Annotated in this window: 20 protein-coding genes; 8 read left to right on the top strand and 12 right to left on the bottom strand. The window is 70.6% G+C overall.

The annotated features are described in order from the left end of the window. The first annotated feature begins 752 nt into the window (after positions 1–752). From ACGFYQ_RS27365 to ACGFYQ_RS27350, 4 genes are all read left to right on the top strand, one after another. A complete protein-coding gene (locus tag ACGFYQ_RS27365) occupies positions 753–989 on the top strand; it encodes a hypothetical protein (protein WP_393748292.1) in 237 nt (78 codons plus the stop codon). A gap of 174 nt (positions 990–1,163) precedes the next feature. After that, on the top strand, positions 1,164–1,397 hold the full coding sequence (locus tag ACGFYQ_RS27360) for a helix-turn-helix domain-containing protein (RefSeq protein ID WP_393748290.1): 234 nt from the start codon (positions 1,164–1,166) through the stop codon (positions 1,395–1,397). Next, positions 1,394–1,783: a hypothetical protein gene (locus tag ACGFYQ_RS27355; protein ID WP_393748288.1), complete on the top strand. Its 390-nt coding sequence runs from the start codon at positions 1,394–1,396 to the stop codon at positions 1,781–1,783. Before ACGFYQ_RS27360 ends, ACGFYQ_RS27355 begins: the two co-directional genes overlap by 4 nt. Continuing rightward, a complete protein-coding gene (locus tag ACGFYQ_RS27350; RefSeq protein ID WP_393748286.1) occupies positions 1,780–1,980 on the top strand; it encodes a type II toxin-antitoxin system RelE/ParE family toxin in 201 nt (66 codons plus the stop codon). Before ACGFYQ_RS27355 ends, ACGFYQ_RS27350 begins: the two co-directional genes overlap by 4 nt. 32 nt (positions 1,981–2,012) lie before the next feature. On the opposite strand, the gene ACGFYQ_RS27345 is transcribed toward ACGFYQ_RS27350, so the two are convergent. Continuing rightward, a complete protein-coding gene (locus tag ACGFYQ_RS27345) occupies positions 2,013–2,219 on the bottom strand; it encodes a helix-turn-helix transcriptional regulator (RefSeq protein WP_393748284.1) in 207 nt (68 codons plus the stop codon). 126 nt (positions 2,220–2,345) lie between these two features. Here ACGFYQ_RS27345 and ACGFYQ_RS27340 point away from each other — a divergent pair, with 126 nt between their 5' ends. Further along, positions 2,346–3,620, top strand: a complete 1,275-nt coding sequence (locus ACGFYQ_RS27340; RefSeq protein WP_393748282.1) for a tyrosine-type recombinase/integrase — start codon at positions 2,346–2,348, stop codon at positions 3,618–3,620. A 269-nt stretch (positions 3,621–3,889) separates the two neighbouring features. Here the strand turns inward: ACGFYQ_RS27340 and ACGFYQ_RS27335 are convergent, their stop codons facing one another. After that, entirely contained in the window at positions 3,890–4,471 is a 582-nt protein-coding gene (locus ACGFYQ_RS27335) for a hypothetical protein (protein WP_393748280.1), read from the bottom strand. A gap of 225 nt (positions 4,472–4,696) precedes the next feature. Between ACGFYQ_RS27335 and ACGFYQ_RS27330 the strand changes: the two genes are divergently transcribed. Together ACGFYQ_RS27330 and ACGFYQ_RS27325 are read left to right on the top strand one after the other, a co-directional pair. Continuing rightward, positions 4,697–6,079 (top strand): cytochrome P450, encoded by a 1,383-nt coding sequence (locus ACGFYQ_RS27330; protein WP_393748278.1) that lies wholly within the window; start codon positions 4,697–4,699, stop codon positions 6,077–6,079. Between the two features lie 23 nt (positions 6,080–6,102). Then, on the top strand, positions 6,103–6,648 hold the full coding sequence (locus ACGFYQ_RS27325; RefSeq protein WP_393748276.1) for a hypothetical protein: 546 nt from the start codon (positions 6,103–6,105) through the stop codon (positions 6,646–6,648). A 15-nt stretch (positions 6,649–6,663) separates the two neighbouring features. On the opposite strand, the gene ACGFYQ_RS27320 is transcribed toward ACGFYQ_RS27325, so the two are convergent. Next, positions 6,664–8,211, bottom strand: coding sequence for an MFS transporter (locus ACGFYQ_RS27320; RefSeq protein WP_393748274.1), 1,548 nt, complete (start codon positions 8,209–8,211; stop codon positions 6,664–6,666). 83 nt (positions 8,212–8,294) lie between these two features. Here ACGFYQ_RS27320 and ACGFYQ_RS27315 point away from each other — a divergent pair, with 83 nt between their 5' ends. Continuing rightward, positions 8,295–10,361, top strand: coding sequence for a prolyl oligopeptidase family serine peptidase (locus tag ACGFYQ_RS27315; RefSeq protein ID WP_393748272.1), 2,067 nt, complete (start codon positions 8,295–8,297; stop codon positions 10,359–10,361). A 68-nt stretch (positions 10,362–10,429) separates the two neighbouring features. On the opposite strand, the gene ACGFYQ_RS27310 is transcribed toward ACGFYQ_RS27315, so the two are convergent. The 9 genes from ACGFYQ_RS27310 to ACGFYQ_RS27270 all read right to left on the bottom strand — a co-directional run bounded on the left by ACGFYQ_RS27310 (position 10,430) and on the right by ACGFYQ_RS27270 (position 20,017). Continuing rightward, positions 10,430–11,410 (bottom strand): ABC transporter ATP-binding protein, encoded by a 981-nt coding sequence (locus tag ACGFYQ_RS27310; RefSeq protein ID WP_393748270.1) that lies wholly within the window; start codon positions 11,408–11,410, stop codon positions 10,430–10,432. After that, positions 11,407–12,402, bottom strand: a complete 996-nt coding sequence (locus ACGFYQ_RS27305; RefSeq protein WP_393748268.1) for an ABC transporter ATP-binding protein — start codon at positions 12,400–12,402, stop codon at positions 11,407–11,409. Before ACGFYQ_RS27305 ends, ACGFYQ_RS27310 begins: the two co-directional genes overlap by 4 nt. Continuing rightward, positions 12,402–13,388, bottom strand: coding sequence for an ABC transporter permease (locus tag ACGFYQ_RS27300; RefSeq protein WP_393748266.1), 987 nt, complete (start codon positions 13,386–13,388; stop codon positions 12,402–12,404). Before ACGFYQ_RS27300 ends, ACGFYQ_RS27305 begins: the two co-directional genes overlap by 1 nt. Further along, the gene (locus ACGFYQ_RS27295) at positions 13,385–14,335 is read right to left on the bottom strand and encodes an ABC transporter permease (RefSeq protein WP_393748264.1); all 951 of its coding nucleotides are present in this window, start codon (positions 14,333–14,335) and stop codon (positions 13,385–13,387) included. The genes ACGFYQ_RS27300 and ACGFYQ_RS27295 overlap by 4 nt, the downstream gene beginning before the upstream one ends. A gap of 20 nt (positions 14,336–14,355) precedes the next feature. Continuing rightward, entirely contained in the window at positions 14,356–16,098 is a 1,743-nt protein-coding gene (locus tag ACGFYQ_RS27290; protein ID WP_393748262.1) for an ABC transporter substrate-binding protein, read from the bottom strand. Positions 16,099–16,270: 172 nt separating this feature from the next. Next, positions 16,271–16,987, bottom strand: coding sequence for a GntR family transcriptional regulator (locus ACGFYQ_RS27285; protein ID WP_393748260.1), 717 nt, complete (start codon positions 16,985–16,987; stop codon positions 16,271–16,273). A gap of 56 nt (positions 16,988–17,043) precedes the next feature. Beyond that, the gene (locus ACGFYQ_RS27280; protein WP_393748555.1) at positions 17,044–17,949 is read right to left on the bottom strand and encodes an ornithine cyclodeaminase family protein; all 906 of its coding nucleotides are present in this window, start codon (positions 17,947–17,949) and stop codon (positions 17,044–17,046) included. 20 nt (positions 17,950–17,969) lie between these two features. Then, positions 17,970–19,016 (bottom strand): proline racemase family protein, encoded by a 1,047-nt coding sequence (locus ACGFYQ_RS27275; protein ID WP_393748258.1) that lies wholly within the window; start codon positions 19,014–19,016, stop codon positions 17,970–17,972. After that, on the bottom strand, positions 19,013–20,017 hold the full coding sequence (locus ACGFYQ_RS27270; protein WP_393748256.1) for a proline racemase family protein: 1,005 nt from the start codon (positions 20,015–20,017) through the stop codon (positions 19,013–19,015). The genes ACGFYQ_RS27275 and ACGFYQ_RS27270 overlap by 4 nt, the downstream gene beginning before the upstream one ends. Positions 20,018–20,022: the final 5 nt, after the last annotated feature.

Genomic DNA, 20,022 nt, shown 5'->3' with positions numbered 1-20,022 from the left:
GACACTCTGAATACGCTCTCGTGCACTCGCACTACGCTCTCGCGCAGTCTGAGTACGTGCAGGTCATGGCGGCTTTGGGTGGGCGCTACTCGCCACCGCTGGGCTCTCGCCCTACTCTCGCTTCACCGGCTCCGATCGGGCCGACTCCACCACCAGACGAGCCCTCACGGGAGGGATTTCTGCCATGCCTCAAATCCTGACCACGCGGGCCGGCCGTGACCGGCGGTGCGATCCAGCCAACTTGGCCCCTAATGACCTCGCGGAAGTTAGTCATAGTTAGCCACTGTTGGGCACTCATGTCCTCTTGCGATACCTTGCGTAGCCTTTCACCTGCAACAACGCCCCCGTTGCCGGTTTCCGTAGTCGGCGCTCGCCATACCGCCCCGCCGGTCATACGCTCCACTCACACCTCGGCCTCCGAGGACACCCTCCACTTCGCCCTCCAGAAGGATGCTCGGCGCGTCTGAAAGTGCGTTCCCTCGTGAGTCTGTCGTGGGCATCTGACGCGATCTGGCCAAGTTCGGAGTCAGTGGCCTAGAGCTTTCTCGATCCTTCTAGAGCCATCTCGACCCGATTCGTCTGTTCCGTCGAGTTTCTTTGAGTGTGACCTGCTGAGATGCATTGAGATTAGGTTTCCCGGTGCAATTTCAGCCGCCGATGGCGACGCTCAGCCGGCGCTCCTACGCTCCAGACACACCCCGGTTCTCGGGGACGTGACTCCTCAACACACCTTCAACGAAGGAGACTTCGTCATGTCCGCATGGCCTCGCATCACCTGCCCCGCCTGCCGCCGCTCCGTCGCCGTCAGCCCGGACACGCGCCACCTGGCCCGGCATGACCCGCCGGGACCCCAGAACCGCCGCCACGGGCTCCCCCCGATCAGCTGCATCGCCTCGGGCCGCCTCATCCCGGCGGACTCGGACCTGCTGTTGCCGATGTTCGAAGACGCTGTTCCCGAGGCCCAAAAGAAGTCGTTGCTGCTGTTCTAGACCGTGATCACGATGGGCAGGGTCTGGCCGGGGCTGCACCGGGCCTCGGCCGAGCCGATGCGGATTCGTGAGCCCGCGGCCTCCAGTTCCGCGCACACGGAAAGGGAATTACCAGCTAACAAAAAACATTGCGCACAAAACAACCTGGTAGCTGACCCCGCACCAGGAGACCCCATGCAGCTCTGCTTCTGCCCGGCCAAGGCCAAGTCCCGGCGGCTCGAACTGACGCTCAGCTTCAGCGACGTCGCCCGCCGCACCTCGATGTCGTACCACGCCGTCCGGAACTGGGAGATGGGCATCTCGGCCCCGCGCCCGTCATCCCTGCGCGCATTGGCTGCGGCACTGGAGTGCCAGCCGGCCGACCTCTGCGAGCTGGCCCAGGCCGCCGAGCCCAAGGCCGCGGCATGAAGCGCCAGTACGCGGGACCTCGGACCACCGCCCAGCTGATACGGCGCCTGACCACCGACACGGGCGACATCCCGGAATTCGGGGGCTACTACATGACCCGGCTGCAACCGCATGTGTTCGAGGGCCTGGTCGTCGGCATCCAGATGCTGGGGCCGGTCCCCGGAATCCGCCCCCGGTTGGACGTACGGGTGCGGACGCTGGACGACGGGCGGGTGACGGAGCGAGGTGTCCGCCGCGTGCAGCTGCTCCACCACGTCCGGCAGTTCACCGGTCTTGCCCCCGGGGACTGGACGGTCGGCAGGTTCGAGCGGATGAGCCGGTCTCACGGATGGCAGTGGGCTGCAGTCGCGCATAAATCGCCGCGCCAGAACGAGCTGTTGCCGTGACCGTCGACAGGGCCCTGGAGCTGATCACCGCCGACCCGTACACGCACCGGTCGAAGCGGCTGCTCGACCCGGCCTGGAAGGGTGCCCGCTCCGTCCGGGCCGGCGATGACCGCGTCATCTACCGCATCGAAAGCGGGCGGCCCCAGATCCTTCGCATCGCACACCGCCGGATCGCCTACCGGCGGCCCTGCACCTGATCCACTCCCTGCCCCACGCCGATCGTCCACGGCTACGCGGCCTTCTGCTCCTCCCACCATGCTTCGACGTCGGCCCAGTCGTAGCGCAGGTACTTCCCGACCCGGACGCCGGTCGGGCCCTTCTTCTCGTAGCGCCACTTGTAGAGCGTTTCGACGCCGACACCGAGGTGCTCGGCCACGTCTTCAGGGGTGGCCTTCGGGCGTGGGGGTGCCTGCGACGGCTTCCGGTTGCTTCCCATGTCGGCGAACCTAGGCGGTGGGATTTTTCGACTCAATAGATGATTTTTTGATTCGCTCATATGGCCCTCCTGTAACCCGCTACACGCCCATAACATCGGGTTCTTCACTGAGTTGAGGAGTCATCCATGCCGTACGACCGCTGGCACAAGTCCCGCCCAGGGCCCACCGAGGAGGTGTGCAAGGAGCACGGCAAGGTGCCGTCCGTGGGCCATGGGGTCAGGAAGCGGTGGCAGGCCCGGTGGCGGGACGACGCGGGCGTCCAGGAGACGGAGATGTTCACGAAGGAGACCGACGCCAAGAAGCATGAGACCAAGATGCGGGCCACCGTGGATGACGGCTCGTACATCAACCCCAAGGGGGGCGAAGTCCGCGTCGGGGAGTGGGTGACGATCTGGCTGAACGGCATGACGTTCGACAACCCGCGGACCTATCAGCGGTACGAGCAGCGGATGCGCCTGCACGTGATCCCGACCCCGCTGGGAAAGATGCGGATCAAGGACGTCAGCGCCACAGCGCTGCGGGACTGGCTCAAAGGCCGGCGCGAGCTGCTCGAAGATTCATCCCTCCATCTGATTTTCGCGAACCTGCGGACCGCGTTCGACCTGGCGGTGGACGACGAGCTGATCCGCAAGCACCCCTGCCTGTTGAAGGCGGTCGTGGCGGTGAAGCCGACGCGGAACAAGTCGACGCCGAAGGCGTTGGCGCTGACGTGGGAGCACACCGAGAAGATCCGGGTGGAACTCCCCGATCGGTATCAGGCGCTGGTCGATGCATGCCGGGGGCTCGGGCTCCGTCAGGGCGAGGCGTTCGGCCTCGGCCCCGATGACATCGACTGGGACCACCCCGACGGGCCGATGGTGCACATCGTCAGACAGGTCGCCCACGACGGCCCTGTCCTGGTCTTCGACAACCCGAAGGGGGCCGACGAGGAAGACCCGAAAGACCGGTGGGTGGAGCTGAGCCCGGCGGTGGCGGCGGCGCTGCTGGAGCACACGAAGAAGTACCCGCCGATCGAGGTAACGATCCCTCACCGGACCCGGGACGGCGAGCCGGTCACGGCGCGGATCTTCTTCTACGGCCGGGAGAAGAAGCCGATCCAGGCGAACTGGTTCAACTCCTTCGTCTGGAAGCCCGCGCTCGCCGCCGTGGGCATCATCGCCCCACTGGACCCCGAGAAGCCGGGCCGGAAGTGGGAGAAATCGCGCGACAAAATGATGCATGCCCTGCGCCACCTGTACGCGTCGATGATGCTGGACGGCGGGGTCGACATCTACACCCTCGCCGACCGGCTCGGGCACAGCGACCCCGCCTTCACGCTGAGAAAGTACGTCCACCGTGTCGCCGGCGCCGGGTCGAAGGTCCGCCTAGCCGTCCAGGGGATGTACGGCAGGGCGGCATGAAATCGCCCGCAGAGCCTCATCTGCCGATCCTCGCCACGATTACTTTCAGTGACAGTTCATGCGTTGAATCGGCCCGTCCTGCACGCATCAACCCCGCTGAGCGGCTTTCCGCTCAACAAACCGGATTGTGGAGCACTTATGGAAGATGATCTCCAATGACACTGATATATGCAGGTCAGAGCGCTAGTAGTGGTCTTCCGCGACATCTAGCAGGGACAACTGTCGAGCCCCCGTCACTCGTTTGCGGAGAGCGGCGGGGGCCCGGCGTTTCACGCACGCCGCAGGGTCGCTTCCTTGCCCCACTCCGACCCGCCGAGGAACAAGGTCGCCCCCTTGAGCGTGAAGTCGATTTTCGCCTCGGCTCGGCATGTCGCCTTGGGGTCCTCGGTTATGACCTCGTGAATGACCAGCTTCTCGCCTATGACGGCCAGCAGGGTGAGTTCTCCCTTGCACGGCGCCACGGGCCACTCGATCGTGCCGACCGCCTGACCTTCTTTCCCTGCCCGCAGGTTCACGATGATCAGCTCTTCGTTATCGCTCGTGGAACCGCGCCACGTCCCTGCCCAGCCTTCCGGGGTCCGGCCGCTGAGGGCCGGGGAGACAGGTGCAGCCGACGGGGAAGCACTCCCCTCGGGCGTCGCCGTCGGTACCTTCGGTTCAGTGGGCTGCGCGGTGGCCCCGGAAGGTGCGGCCCCGCCCGCCCCGGCCTCAGCCGCATCGCTTGAGCGTCGGCCCTCTGATTTCACCCCGTCGGCCACGGGAAACAACCAAGCCAATAGGCCGACGATGATGCCCAGAGCCGTGACCCCCAGACTCGCCAATACCGGCCATGACGGCCTCGATTCAGCCACTCGCGCCTCCCCCGTTCCGTGCACTCCGGTGACCGGTCCAATGGTTGCCGACGCGAGGACCCCTCGCCAGGGAACCTGACACCGAGACCGCCAGGGTTCGGTAACCAACCGTCACTTCCGGAACGGCCGCGGTCGGTATTCGGCCCTGTTGGCCGGGGGTGCTCGCCACGGGCCATCGGGGGGCGGCAGAATCGGCCGTATCGGGACGGAACGAGGGGGACGGTCATGGCTGTTGGCGCGAGCGAGGGTGTCGGGGCGGGGGTTCCCGCGCTGGCGGGGGTGCCGGTGCTGGGGTCGCTCTTCGATCTGAAGTCCGACTCCCTCGGCACCTATCTGCGGGCCCAGCACCAGCACGGGGACGTCGTACGGATCACGGCCGGCCCGCCCGGACTGCGGGCCGAGCTGTACTGCGTCTTCTCCGCCGAGGGCGCCCAGCAGGTGCTCGCCTCGGAATCGGCCAACTTCCGCAAGGACAACCCCTTCTACCAGGAGGTACGGGACTCCTTCGGCAACGGCCTGCTGACCAGCCAGGACGAGGACTACCTGCGCCAGCGCCGGCTGGTCCAGCCGCTGTTCACCCGGCGCCGGGTGGACGGCTACGCGGGGGCCGTCGCCGCCGAGACCGAGGCGGTCGTCGCCGCCTGGCAGGAGGCCCCCGACGGCATCGTCGACGTCTCCGACCAGATGATGCACCTGGCCCTGCGCGCGGTCGCCCGGATCCTCTTCGGCACCGACGTGGAAGCCACCGTCGACGTCGTCGACCGGTGTTTTCCGGTCATCACCGACTACGTGCTGCGCCGCGGCTACTCCCCCGCCAACATTCCGCGCAGCTGGCCGACCCCGGCCAACAAGCGGGCGGCCGCCGCGATGGACGAGCTCTACGCGGTCTGCGACAAGATCATCGGCGAGCGGCGCGCCGACCCCGCGGAGAGCCCCGGCGAGGACCTGCTCACGCTGCTCGCCGCCGCGAAGAGTTCGGACGACGGGGAGTTCGACGCCTCCGAACTCCGCGACCAGGTGCTGATCTTCCTGCTCGCCGGACACGAGACGACCGCCACCTCCCTCTCCTTCGCCCTGCACCTGCTGGCCCGCCACCCCGAGGAGCAGAAGCGGGCGCGCGAGGAGATCACCCGGGTGCTGGGCGACCGTACGCCCGAGGCCGCCGACCTGGACCGGCTCCCGTACCTCACCCAGGTCCTCAAGGAGGCGATGCGGCTCTACCCGGCCGCCCCGGTCATCGGCCGCAAGGCGGTCGCCGCCACCGAGGTCGGCGGGCACACCGTACCCGCGGGTGCGGACGTGATCCTGGCGCCGTGGGTGACGCACCGCCATCCGCTCCACTGGCCGGACCCCGACCGCTTCGACCCCGAGCGCTTCACCCCGGAGGCGGAGGCCGGCCGGCCGCGCTACGCCTGGTTCCCGTTCGGCGGCGGCCCGCGCGCCTGCATCGGGCAGCACTTCTCGATGCTGGAGTCGGTGATCGCGCTGGCGATGATCCTGCGCGCGTACGAGTTCGAGGCCGTGGACACCGACATCCCGGTCAGCGCCGGAATCACCCTGCGGACGGACGGCCCGGCGCGCTGCCGGGTCCGTCGCCTCGACGGCTAGGCTCTGTCGGCCATCATGGCCGGATGGACGAGGAGATCCCGGGGCGGCTGTCCCCCTGCGTACGGCGGCCGGCGCGTGCGATGCTGCCCGGCTCGCCCGCCCCGGAGCGGCTGCTGCGCCGGATCGCCGGGTTCTTCCTCATCCGGTTCCTGACCGCGCTGCCCGACGACCTCGCCGACGCGGTGTCGGCGCTCGCCGACCCGTTCGAGCGGGCCGCCCGCCTCGTCGGGCGGCTCTTCCACGGCCCGGCCCTGCGCGGCGGCTGGGGCGCCGAGGCCGGCCGTCTCGCCCTGGCCCTGCACGGCTTCCACTGGACGCACTGGCGCACCGAGACCCGTGGCCCGCGCGGTACGTTCGCCGCGAGCACGGGGAAGGTCACCGTACGGCCGCCCTGGGGTCGCGGCGACAGCGCCCGCGAGGCGCACACCGCCGCCTGCACCCTGCGGCGCGTCCCCCGACTGCGCCGCCGGCCGGCCAGGGTGGACCTGGCCTTCCCGGACGGCTCCTGGGTGGCCCTGCGGATGGACACCCGTGCGGACGCGGCCCGACTGCGCGCCGCCCTCGCCTGACCGGAAAGACACCCCCTAGACCTTCGTCGGTGTGTGGTTTCCCTGGAGCCGTTCGAGGTCCGAGGGCCGGACCTGGATGACGGTCAGCGCGATCAGCGCACCGACCAGGGTGAACACGGCCGCCACGACGAAGGCCGCGCTGATGCCGGAGGTGAGCACCTGGTCGCTCCACGGCTTCGGGAACTGTCCGGTGCGCTGGAAGAAGGCCTTCTGTTCGGCGGTGGACGTGCGCAGGAAGTCCGGTACCTGGTCCTTGGCCGCGTTGCGGCTCGCCGTGCCGAAGACGGTCACCAGGATCGACAGGCCCAGCGAACCGCCGACCTGCTGCATCGTGTTGAGCAGCCCGGACGCCGCACCGGACTCCCGGTCGGCGACGTTGGACAGGGCCATCAGCGTGAGCGAGACGAACTGCAGGCCCATGCCGAGGCCGAAGATCAGGAGGGGGCCGAAGATGCTGCCCAGGTACGTCGAGTGGATGTCGGTCTGCGTCAGCCAGGCGAGGCCTGCCGCCGAGCACAGCGCGCCGGCGACCATGAAGGGTTTCGGCCCGAACTTCGGGAGCAACTGCGAGGCGGTGCCCGCGCCCACGGCGACCACCACGCTCACCGGCAGGAAGGCGAGGCCGGCCATCAGCGGGCTGAAGCCCAGCACGATCTGCACGAAGAGCGTCAGGAAGAAGAACATGCCGAAGATCGCGCAGGCGAGCATGAGCATGATCCCGTAGGTCCCGGCCCGGTTGCGGTCGGCGAACATGTGCAGCGGGGTGATCGGCTGCGGCGAGCGCCGCTCGTTGAGGATGAACAGGGTCAACAGGACCACGGCGGCGCCGAAGGCGGCGAGCGTGTAGGGGTCGGTCCAGCCCTCCTGGGCGGCGCGGATGAATCCGTAGACGAGCGAGACCATGCCCAGGGTGGACAGCAGCGCGCCCGCGAGGTCGAAGTGTCCGGGGTGGCGTTCGGACTCGCGGATGACCTTCTTGGCCATGACGGCTATGAGCGCGGCGATCGGGACGTTGACGAAGAACACCCAGCGCCAGTCGAGCCATTCGACGAGCACGCCCCCCGCGAGCAGCCCGATCGCGCCGCCGCCGGCCGAGACCGCGGCGAACACGCCGAACGCCCGGTTACGGGCGGGCCCTTCGCGGAAGGTGGTGGTGATCAGTGCGAGGGAGGTCGGGGAGGCGATGGCGCCGCCGACGCCCTGGAGGGCTCGGGCGGCCATCAACTGGCCCTCGTTCTGGGCGAGTCCGCCGAGGAGGGAGGCAAGCCCGAAGAGCAGGACGCCGAAGATGAAGACGCGCTTGCGGCCGAGGATGTCGCCCGTGCGGCCACCGAGGAGCAGCAGGCCGCCGAAGGCGAGGGTGTAGGCGTTGACGACCCAGGAGAGGCTCTCGGTGGAGAAGCCGAGGGCGGTCTGGATGTGCGGCAGCGCGATGTTCACGATGGTGATGTCGAGGACCACCATGAGCTGGCAGGAGGCGATGACGAACAGGGCGAGCCCGTTCCCGCTCCCTCGGACCTTGCCGTCGGTCCCGGTGCTGGTCGGCGTTGCATTCGGGTCCACCCTGTCGACGCTATGCCCGCACACGTGGCGTCACCACTCGAACGGCCTAGGCGATGTGATATTTCACATGTCACACTACGATCATGGATGACTTCCTCAGGCTCTCCGCGAGCACGGCCCGGTTCACCTACGGCGCCCCGCGCGCCTTCGCCTTCGGGGACGAAGGACGCCTCCTCTGGTTCCTCCGCTCGGCCGGTCCGACCGACCCCTTCGACAGCCTCTGGGTCCTCGACACGGCCACCGGCACCGAGTCCCGCCTTGCCGATCCCCGCGAACTGTGCCCCGAGCCGGGCGAGCTCCCGGCCGGGGAACGCCGGCTGCGCGAGCGCATCCGCCTCCTCGCCGCCGGGATCGGCTCGTACGCGCTCTCCGGCGACGGCCGGAGCGCCGTCTTCCCGCTCTACGGACGGCTCTACGGGGTCACCGCGGACGGCACCGGCCGGCCCGAGGAGATACCGGCCGCCGGACCCGCCCTGGATCCCCGCCCCAACTCCGACGGCTCCCGCACCGCGTACGTCAGCGACGACATCCTGTACGTCGCCCCCGGCGGCCGGGTCAGCCCGCCCGACGGGGCCCGCTGGGGCGTCGCCGAGTTCGCCGCCGCCGAGGAGCTCGGCCGCGCCCGGGGTCACTGGTGGTCCCCGGACGGGGTGACCCTGCTCGCCGCCCGCGTCGACGAATCCGCCCTCCAGCGCCGGTACTTCGCCGATCCCGCGCACCCCGAGCTCCCGGCCGAGGACTTCGCGTACCCGGAGGCGGGCGGGCCCAACGCCGAGGTCCAGCTGTGGGTGCTCGGCCCGGACGGCACGCGGACACGGCTCGACTGGGACGCGGAGGCCTACCCGTACGTCTCCGACGCGGGCTGGGATTCGTCCGGGGAGATCCTGCTGACCGTCCAGGACCGGCTCCAGCAGAACGTGTTGCTGCTCTCCGCCGACCCGGCCACCGGCCGTACCCGGGAGCTGTCCCGGACCACGCACCCGCAGTGGGTGGACCCCCTGGTTCCCGGCACCCCCGCCCGCCTCCCCGACGGGCGGATGCTGACCGCCGCCGACACACCGGGCGGGGCCGCCCGCGCCCTCGCGGTCGACGGCACGCCGATCACCGGCGACGGGATCCAGGTCCGCCGCGTCGCCGGCATCCACGAGGGCCGGCTGCTGATCGAGGCCGGGCTGCGCGACCCCGCCGAACAGCAGGTGCTGCTGCTCGACCCCGTGACCGGGGAGCCGGCCCCGGTCGCCGACGGGCCCGGGGTGCACAGCGTGTCCGCCTCGGCCGGGACGCTCCTGCTGACCTCCGCCGACTCCGACGGGATCCGCCGTACCGTACGCACCCCGGACGGACGGGAGTTCACCCCGGCGGACCTGTCCCAGCCGCTGCCGTACCGGGTGGTCCCGGCCTTGGAGCGGGTCACGGAGCACGGCGTCCCGACCGCCCTCGTCCTCCCCCGCGACCACGTCCCCGGCCGGCGGCTCCCGGTGCTCGTCGACGCGTACGGCGGCCCCGGCTACCAGGACATCAGCGCCGAACCCCGCCGCTGGCAGGCCAAGCAGTGGTGGGCCGACCAGGGCTTCGCGGTGGTCACCATCGACAACCGCGGGACCCCGTACGTCTCGCCCGCCTTCACGCACGCCATGTACCGGGGCTTCTCCGAGGTCACCCTGGAGGACCAGGTCGCGGCCCTCCAGGCGCTCGGCGCCCGCCACGCCGACCTGGACCTCGGCCGGGTCGGCGTACGCGGCTGGTCCTACGGCGGCTACCTGTCGGCGCTGGCGGTGCTGCGCCGCCCGGACGTCTTCCACGCGGCGGCCGCCGGGGCCGCGCCGACCGACTTCCGGCACTACGACACGGCGTACACCGAGCGCTACCTCGGCCTCCCGCAGGAGCAGCGCCGGTCTGACGACGTGTACGAGCGGGACTCCCTGATCCCCGACGCCCCGAAGCTGACCCGCCCGCTGCTGCTGACCACCGGCCTGGCCGACGACAACGTCCACCCCTCCCACACCCTGCGTCTGTCCCAGGCCCTGACGGACGCCGGCCGCCCGCACCAGCTGCTGGCGCTGCCCGGTATGACGCACATGAGCCCGGGCGGCACGAGGGAGAAGATCATGGCGCTGGAGCTGGAGTTCTTCCGCAGGGAACTCGGCTGATTCCCCACGCGCGGGGCCCCGCGGACGCCATTGGCCGCGGGGCCCCGCCTTCTTCCCGTGGATCCCCGTCAGTCACCCGGGAAGTGACACGCCACCTCCTGGGAGGCGGCAAGCTGCAACAGCGGCCGCTCGGTGCGGCAGATCTCCCGCGCCTTGGGGCAGCGCGGGTGGAAGGTGCAGCCCGGGGGCGGGGCGGCCGGGCTCGGCGGGTCGCCGAGCAGCACGATCCGCTCCCGCCGCCGCTCCGCCGCCGGGTCGGGCAGCGGTACGGCGGACAACAGCGCCCGGGTGTAGGGGTGCTGCGGGTTCTCGTAGAGGGACTTCTTGTCCCCGATCTCGACGATCCGGCCGAGGTACATGACGGCGACCCGGTCGCTGACCCGCTTGACCACCGACAGGTCGTGCGCGATGAACACGTAGGCGAGGCCCAGCTCCGCGCGCAGCCGCTCCATCAGGTTGACGATCTGGGCCTGCACGGAGACGTCGAGGGCGGAGACCGGTTCGTCGGCGACGATCAGCCGGGGGCTGGTGGACAGGGACCGGGCGATGCCGATGCGCTGGGCCTGGCCGCCGGAGAACTCGTGCGGGTAGCGGTCGATGTGCTCGGGGATCAGGCCGACCAGTTCCATCAGCTCGGCGGCGCGCCGGCGGGCGTCTGCGGCGCTCCAGCCCTGCACCAGCAGTGGGTCGGAGATGATCCGGGCCACGGTCTGGCGGGGGTTGAGGGAGGAGTGCGGGTCCTGGAAGACCATCTGGATGCTCTTGCGCAGCGGCCGCATCGCGCTCTGCGACAGCCGGCTGATGTCCTTGCCCTCGAAGGCCACCTTGCCCGAGGTCGGCTCCAGCAGCCTGACCAGCATCCGGCCCGTGGTGGACTTCCCGCAGCCCGACTCCCCGACCAGGCCGAGGGTCCGGCCTGCCGCCAGGTCGAAGGAGACCCCGTCCACGGCGCGCACGGGCGCCCCCCGGCGCCCGGTCGCGGACCGCTTCCCGGGGAAGGTCATGGTGAGGTCCCGTACGGACAGCAGCGGTTCGGCGGTGGTCTTCATCGCGTCGCCTCCTCGGCGGTGCGGGCCCCGGCGAAGTGGCAGGCCACCGTCCGCCCCGGCGCTTCGGCGTACGTCTCCAGTTCCGGGCGTACGTCGGTGCAGCGCGCGGCGGCGCGCGGACAGCGCGGGGCGAAGGCGCAGCCCGGGGCGGGTGCGAGCAGGGACGGCGGGGAACCGGGGATGAAGGGCAGTGGTTCGTCGTCGGCAGTGTCGAGGCGGGGCAGCGAGTCGAGCAGGCCGCGGGTGTAGGGGTGGGCCGGGTCGGCGAACAGCTCGTCGACCGGGGCCTGTTCGGCCGCGCGGCCGCCGTACATGACCAGCACCTCGTGGGCGACGCGGGCGACCACCCCCAGGTCATGGGTGATCATCACGACGCCGAGTCCGCGCTCCTGCTGGATCCTCGCGATCAGCTCCAGGATCTGGGCCTGCACGGTGACGTCCAGGGCGGTGGTGGGCTCGTCGGCGATCAGCAGGTCGGGCTCGCACGCCAGCGCCATGGCGATCATGGCGCGCTGGCGCATGCCGCCGGAGAACTGGTGCGGGTACTCCCCCGCGCGCCGGGCCGGTTCCGGGATGCCGACCTCGCCGAGCATGTCGATCGCCCGTTTGCGCGCGGCGGCCCGCCCGGCCTTGAAGTGCACCCGGAAGTGCTCGGCGATCTGCTCGCCGACCGTGTAGTACGGGTGGAGGCTGGAGAGCGGGTCCTGGAAGATCATGGCCATCCTGCGGCCGCGGACCTTGGCCAGCTCCCGTTCGGAGAGGCCGGTCAGCTCCCGTCCGGCGAGGGCCACGGAGCCGCCGACCTCGGCCGCGCCCCGGTGCAGGCCCATGACGGCCAGCGAGGTGACCGATTTGCCGGAGCCGGACTCGCCGACGATGCCCAGGGTGCGGCCGGCCTCGACGGTGAAGCCGAGGGAGTCGACGGCCCGTACGGTGCCGTGCGGGGTGGTGAAGGTGACGCGCAGATCGCGTACCTCAAGAAGTGCGGCCATCAGTACCTCACCCTCGGGTCGATGACGGCGTACAGGAGGTCGACGACGAGGTTGGCGACGACGATGAAGAAGGCGGCGAGCAGGGTGACCCCGAGGACCACCGGCTGGTCCGAGCTGACCAGCGCCCCGTAGAACAGCCGCCCGATGCCGGGGAGTCCGAAGATGGACTCGGTGATCACGGCTCCGGCGAGCAGCCCGCCGAGGTCCATGCCGAAGATGGTGAGGATGGGGGTCATCCCGGAGCGCAGGCCGTGTTTGACGACGACCGTGCGCTCGGGCATGCCCTTGGCGCGGGCGGTACGGATGTACGGCTCGGCCATCGCCTCGATCATCGAACCGCGGCTCTGGCGGGCGTACATGGCCGCGTACAGCAGGGCCAGCGCGGTCCAGGGCAGGAGCAGGTTCGAGGCCCAGGCGAGCGGGTTCTCGGAGAAGGCCTGGTAGGTGGGGTAGGGCAGGAGGCCGGCGACGCGGATGACCCCGTAGATCAGCATCACCGAGGTGAAGTAGACGGGCAGGGAGGCGGCGGCGACGGCCCCGACCATGAGGGCCTTGTCGGTGGCGGTGTCCTTGCGCAGGGCCGCGGTGACCCCGGCGCCGAGGCCGAGGACCAGCCACAGCGCGGCGGCGCCGACGGCGAGGGAGGCGGAGACCGGCAGCCGGTCCATGAGCAGGTCCCACACCGGGAGGGAGTTCTCGTAGCTGTAGCCCAGGCAGGGGAAGTCGCACTGGACGGCGTACTGGCCGGTGCCCAGGGTGCGGCCGGTGAAGATGCCGGTGAGGAAGTCGGTGAACTGGCGCCACAGGGGCTGGTCGAGGCCCAGGTACGCCCGTACGTCGGCCAGCCGCTCGGCGCTGCAGGTCTTGCCGCAGGCGGCCGCGGCCGGGTCGGAGGGCAGGACGTAGAAGATGAGGAAGGTGACGGCGGCGATGGCGAGGAGCACTCCGGCGAGGGCGAGCAGCCGGCGGGCGAGGTAGAGGATCAACTGCGGCCGCCCCTCGGGTCGAGGATGTCGCGCAGGGCGTCGCCTAGCAGGGTGAAGGCGAGCACGGCGAGGAAGAGGAAGACGCTGGGGATGACGAAGTACATGGGGTCGGTCTCGTAGAAGGCGACGGACTCGGCGATCATCTGGCCCCAGGACGGGGTGGGCGGTCGGACGCCCACGCCGAGGTAGCTCAGCGCCGCCTCGGTGCTGATCATGCCGGGGATGAGCAGGGTGGTGTAGGCGATGACCGGGCCCGAGACGCCGGGGAGGATGTCGCGGGTCAGGATCCGCCAGGAGCTCGCGCCGCCCACGCGGGCGGCGTCCACGTACTCGCGGTGTTTGAGGGAGAGGGTCTGGCCGCGGACGACACGGGCGACGCCGGGCCAGCCGAAGAGTCCGATGACGGCGGTCATGAGCACGATCCGGTTGACGTCCTTGGCCACGGACAGCATCGCGATCATGAAGATCAGCGAGGGGAAGGACATGGTCAGGTCCATCAGCCGGGACAGGAGCGCATCGGTGCGGCCGCCGAAGTAGCCGGCGGCGATTCCGGCGGCGGTGCCGGCTATCACCACGATGGCGGTGGCGGTGAAGGCGATGAGGAGGGAGACCTGGGCGCCGTGGACCACGCGGGCGAACAGGTCCCGGCCGGTGACGGGTTCGACGCCGAGCCAGTGCTCGGGGCTGATCCCGCCGAGGGAGCCGAGCGGCTGGCCGCCGAGGTAGGGGTCGATGGCGGTCTTGTCGAACTCTTCGGGGGACCAGCCGCCGAGCGCGCCCAGCCAGGGGGCGGTGGCGGCCATGAGGACGAAGAGGAGGACGACGCAGAGGCTGACGCGGACGGCGGGGCGGCGGCGGAGTTCACGCCGGGCGAGCTGCCAGGGGCTGCTGCCGGGCGGGACCTCCTTCGCCTCCGGATCGCCGACGGCGGGTGCGGTGGTGGTCATGGCGCTGTCGTGTCCGGTCCTCAGCCCTGGCTCTTCGACGGGTCCTTGAGGCCGACCGTGCCGTAGTCGATGGTGCCGGTCCACACGGGGTGGCCGAAGGCGCCCGCGATGTTCGGGCCGACGAGGAGCGGCTTGCGCTCCAGCAGGACCGGGATGGACGGGGACTTCTTCATGATCTCCGCGTCCAGGTCGATCCAGGCCTGGTTGGCCTGCTTGGCGTCGGCCATGGCGTTGATCTCGTCGATCCGCTTCGTGGTGGCCTCGTCGCGGAACTGGCTGTAATTGCCCTGGTTGCCCTTGTCCTTGATGGTGCGTCCGTCGAAGACGAAGGGGATCCAGGTGGAGCCGGAGGGGTAGTCGGGGCACCAGCCGGTGAGCGTCATGTCGGGGGTGGTGGAGAGGTCGCCGATGACGTCGTAGTAGGCGCCCGGGTCGACGGTGTCGATGACGACCTCGATGCCCGCGCGGGACAGGCCCTGCTGGATGGCCTCGCCCTTGCTCTTGTCGCCGGTGGAGACGGTGAGGGAGACCTTCAGGGTCTCCTTGCCCGCGGCCTTGAGCAGTTCCTTGGCCTTGGCCGGGTCGCCCGACGGGACGATCTTGAGGGTGTCGGCCTGCTTCCCGCCGGAGAGGGCCGGGGGCAGGTAGGCGGTGGCGACCTCGTTGAGGGCCGGGCCGCCGCCCGCGGTGACCACGGCCTCCTTGTCTACGGCGTACTGCATGGCCTCGCGGACCTTGGGGTCGTTGAAGGGGGCGCGGGAGTTGTTCAGGTGGAGCATTTCCGTGCAGCCTTGGGACTCGGCGAGCAGGCGCGCCTTGACATCGGCCTTGGGCAGCACCTTGGGCGCGCTCTCGGGACGCATGTCGAAGTACTGGACGGTGGAGGCGTCGGCGCCCTCGCCCGCGATGATGCGGTCGTCGATCTGGCCGCCCTTGAGGCCCATGACCATGACGAACTTGTCCGGGTAGGCCTTGCGGACGGTGTCGGTCTTCGGGTCCCAGTGCTCGTTGCGGACGAGGACGAGCTTCTTGTCGCGGTCGTACGACTCGATCTTGTACGGGCCGGAGGAGAACGGGCGGGCGTCGTACTGGGTGCCCTTCTCCTGGGACTGGGGCACGGGCGCGAAGGTCGGCAGGGTGGCGGTCGCGGAGAACTCGGCGACGGGCCGCTTGAGTTCGAAGACGATGGTGCGGTCGTCCGGAGTCTTGACGGAATCCAGGTGCTGGCCCTGGAGCGGGCCCTTGTAGCCCTCGGCGCCGGCCAGGTACTGGGCGGCGTAGTCGGGGCCACCGGTGAGGTCGGGGGCGAAGGAGCGCTCGACGTTGTACTTGATGTCCTGGGCCTTGACGGGCGAGCCGTCCTCGTACTTCACGCCCTCCTTGAGGGTGAAGGTCCAGGTGCGGCCGCCGTTGGAGGGGGTGCCCAGGTCGGTGGCGAGGTCGGGGACCAGCTCACTGCCGGCCTTGCCGGGCTCGGCCTTGAAGGTGACGAGGGTGCGGTAGAGCAGCCGGGTGCCGAAGTCCATGGTCGGCATGACCCAGTTGCGGGCGGGGTCCAGGTGGGAGAAGTCCTGGTTGGACAGGACCGTGAGGGTGCCGCCCTTGACCGGGGTGCCGCCGAGGATCTTGCCGTCGTTCGCGGCTGCGGGGTTCTCGGCGGTGGCGCCGCCCTTGCCCTTCTTGGTGTCGGAGCAGCCCGAGGCGCCGAGTGCGAGAGCGGCCACCAGGGCGGTGGCGAGGGCGAGTTGGGTGCGCTTGGTCATGGGGTCACTCCAGTGAAGGGCCGCGCTCTATGATGTGACCGGTAACATAGTAATGTGAAATTGCACTGACAAGGGGTTGAGCCCGCCGTTATCCAGCCGTGTCCAAATCGCTTCGGGGATAAGCGAGTTGGGGCCCGGACCGCACGGTCCGGGCCCCAACTGGCGTGACAGGTCAGCCCTTGACGGGGCCGCCCAGACGGCCCGGGGTGCGGCCGACGGGTTCGTCGCGGCCCTGGGCCCAGAGCGAGCGGACGTGGCCGAGATGGCGGACCATGCAGGCCTCGGCGGCTTCGGCGTCCCCGCTGATCATCAGGTCGAGCAGCTCGATGTGCTCCTCCGCCGAGGACACCAGCTTGCCGGCCTCGTCCAGGCCGGTCAGTCCGTACAGCCGGGACCGCTTGCGCAGGTCCCCGACCGTCTCGACGAGGCGGTCGTTGCCGGCCAGCCCCAGCAGCGTGAGGTGGAAGCGGCGGTCCGCCTCCAGATAGCCGATGAGGTTGTGCTCGCGCGCGCTGGTGACGATCTCCTGCGCGACGGGCCGCAGGGCCTCCAGCTGCTCGGTCGTGGCGATCTTGGTGATCCGGCCGACGGTCGGCACCTCGATCATCGTGCGCAGTTCGGTGTACTGGTCCAGGTCGCGCTCGCTGACCTCGGTGATCCGGAAGCCCTTGTTGCGGACCGGTTCCACGAGGCCTTCGCGGGCCAGGTCGAGCATGGCCTCGCGCACCGGCGTGGCCGAGACGCCGAGTTCGGCTGCGAGACCGGGGGCCGAATAGACGCTCCCCGGGCGCAGTTCACCCGCTATCAGGGCTGCTCGGAGGGCGTGGCCGACCTGGTCGCGGAGCCGTTCCTGGGCCTTGATGAGACTGTGCTGCTTCAGGTCACCCATGTGCATTTCCTCCGAGCCATCGCAGAGGAACAGCGTACAATGTCACGTTGCGCTGCTCACACCCCGGCGGCCTCGAAGTACGCGACCGCCACGGCGAGATCTTCCCAGGCCATGCCCACACTCTTGAAGAGCTGTGGACAACTCTGCGGCCCGCCCGCCGGCATCCTTCCCCCGACCAGGTCGGCGAGCGTGCCGGTGATGTGGCCGGGCCCGATCGCCCCCTCGGCCTCCGGGACCAGCAGGTCCCCGGCCTCGCGCAGGGCCGCGGCCCGCGACTCCACGTACACGGCGGCGCGCCGTACGAGGGCGGTGTCGGTCTCCCGGGCCGTCGGCTCGTGCGAGCCGACGGCGACGACCGTGGCGCCCGGGCCGACGAGGCGCCCGTCGAAGAGCGGCTCCCTGGCCGTGGTGCAGCAGACGACCAGATCGGCGTCGGCCACCTCCTCGGAGGTGCCCGTCCGGGCGGACAGACCCAGGGCACGGGCGTGCGCGGCGAGCCGCTCCGCGCCCTCGGGGTTGCGGCCGACCACCACGACCTCGGCCAACTCCCGTACGGAAAGGGTCGCTTCCAGGTGCCCGTACGCCTGCGGTCCGCAGCCGAAGAGCACCAGCCGCAGCGGGCTCCCGGCCGGGGCCAGGTGGCGCAGCGCGAGGGCGGACACGGCCGGGGTGCGCAGGGCGGTCAGGGCCGCGCCGTCGAGCAGGGCCAGCGGGCGCAGGGTGGGGCCGTCGAGGAGCAGGTAGCTCCCGGTGATCCGGGGCAGCCCGCGGGCCGGGTTCCCGGGCGCGACCCCGGCGATCTTCACCCCGGCGTACGCCCCGGACGCGGCGGGCATCAGCAGCAGTTCGCCGCCCGGGACGGGGATGTTGGTGCGCTGCGGGCAGGCCTCCGGGTCGAGGCCGCCGAGCAGGGCGGCGGCCAGGGCGTCGGTGGCCGCGGCCGGGGTCAGGAGCCCGGCCATCGCGTCGGCGCCGAGCCGCCTCACAGCAAAAAGCCCGTCCCGAGCGCGTCGTGCGGGTCCACCGTGAAGGTGTGCTCGCCGGTGCGGTACGCGGTGCCGGTGATCTCGGTGACTCCTCCCCCGGACTCCGTCCGGGGGGACCCCGAGGGGAGGATCCGGCCGGTGAACACCGTGCCGGTGACCGACTCGTTCAGCAGGTCCTCCCCTGCCGCGAGCCGCCCGTCCTCCGCGAGAAGGGCGAGCCGCGTCGAGGTGCCGGAGCCGCAGGGCGAGCGGTCGATCTGCCCGTCGGCGAAGACGGTGACGTTGCGCTGGTGGGGCCCGAAAGGAGTATCGGGCAGTTCCTCGTAGAGGATCACCCCGTAGACGCCGGAGAGCAGCGGGCCGCCGGGATGCCAGGTGGCCGGGTGGGTGGCCAGCGCGGCGCGGATCTCCCGGCCGGCCCGCACCAGGTCGGGCAGCGAGCCCCGGGACACGTCCAGGCCGAGGTCGCGGGCGGCGACGGAGGCGTAACAGGCCCCGGCGTGCGCGATGTCCACCTCGGCGAGCCCCAGCGTGGTCGCCACTGGAACCTTGCGGGCGCTCACCCGGGCGGGGACGTTGCGGAAGGTGACCCCGGTGGTGCGGCCGCCGTCCCGGTGCACGGTGGCGGTGACCCGCCCGGACGGCACGTCGATGCGCACGGGTACGTCCCCGTGGTCGGGGGCGGCGACCCGGCCGGTGTCCACGGCCCAGACCCCGAGGGCCATGGTGCCGTGGCCACAGGCGGTGGAGTAGCCGTCCTTGTGCCAGAACAGCACGCCGAAGTGGGCCCCGTCGTCGTCGGGCGGGACGACGAACCCCCCGTACATTCCGTCGTGTCCGCGCGGCTCCTGCACCAGCAGGCGGCGTACGTCGTCCAGCGCGCCCCGGCGCGGGGCCGTGCCGGATCCCCCCGGGCCGATGGCGGTGGCGCAGCGCTCGGCGACGGTGTCCCCGGGGACGGGCGGCATGCCTTCCCGGAGCGTGTCGACGATGCGGAAGGGCTCGCCGGCGGTGTGGTAGTCCACCGTTCGGACGGTGATCACAAGAGGAAGCCTCCGGGGAAGGGGTCGGTCGGGTCGAGGAAGTACTGGGCGGTGCCGGTGATCCAGGCCCGGCCGGTGACGGTGGGGAAGACGGCCGGGCGCCCGCCGACGGTGGTCTCACCGACCAGCCGGCCGGTGAACTCGGTGCCGATGAAGGACTCGTTGACGAAGTCCGCGCCGAGCTCCAGGAGTCCGCGGGCGTGCAGCTGGGCCATGCGCGCGCTGGTACCCGTACCGCAGGGCGAGCGGTCGAACCAGCCGGGGTGGATGGCCATGGCGTGCCGGGACCGGCGGGCGTCGGAGCCGGGCGCGGCGAGGTAGACGTGCTTGACCCCGGCGATGGAGGAGTTCTCGGGGTGGACGGGCCGGTCGCCGGAGCCGTTGATCGCGTCCATGACCGCGAGTCCGGCGGCGATCAGGTCGTCCTTGCGGGCGCGGTCGAAGGGGAGGCCGAGCGCGTCGAGTTCGACGAAGGCGCAGAAGTTGCCCCCGTAGGCGAGGTCGTAGGTGACCGTGCCGAAGCCGGGTACGTCCGCCTTCAGGTCGAGGCCGACGCAGAAGGAGGCAACGTTGGTCAGGGTGACCGCGGTGGCCGCCCCGTCCTCGACCCGGACGTCCACGCTCACCAGCCCGGCCGGGGTGTCCAGCCGGACGGTGGTGACCGGCTCGACGACGGGCACCATGCCGGTCTCGACGAGGACGGTGGCGACCCCGATGGTGCCGTGCCCGCACATGGGCAGCAGGCCGGACACCTCGATGTAGAGGACGCCGAAGTCGGCGTCGGGCCGGGTGGGGGGCTGCAGGATGGCGCCGCTCATCGCGGAATGGCCGCGCGGCTCGTACATGAGCAGGGTCCGGATGTGGTCCATGTGCTCGATGAAGTGGAGCCGCTTGTCGGCCATGGTCGCGCCGGGGATGACCCCGACTCCCCCGGTGATCACCCGGGTCGGCATGCCCTCGGTGTGCGAGTCCACCGCGTGGTAGATGTTCCGCGTGCGCATCAGGC

The sequence above is a fragment of the Streptomyces sp. NPDC048258 genome, assembly GCF_043201995.1.
Lineage (GTDB): Bacteria > Actinomycetota > Actinomycetes > Streptomycetales > Streptomycetaceae > Streptomyces.
The sequence above is the reverse complement of the archived record's forward strand: the minus strand, read 5'-3'. Positions and strand labels throughout refer to the sequence as shown.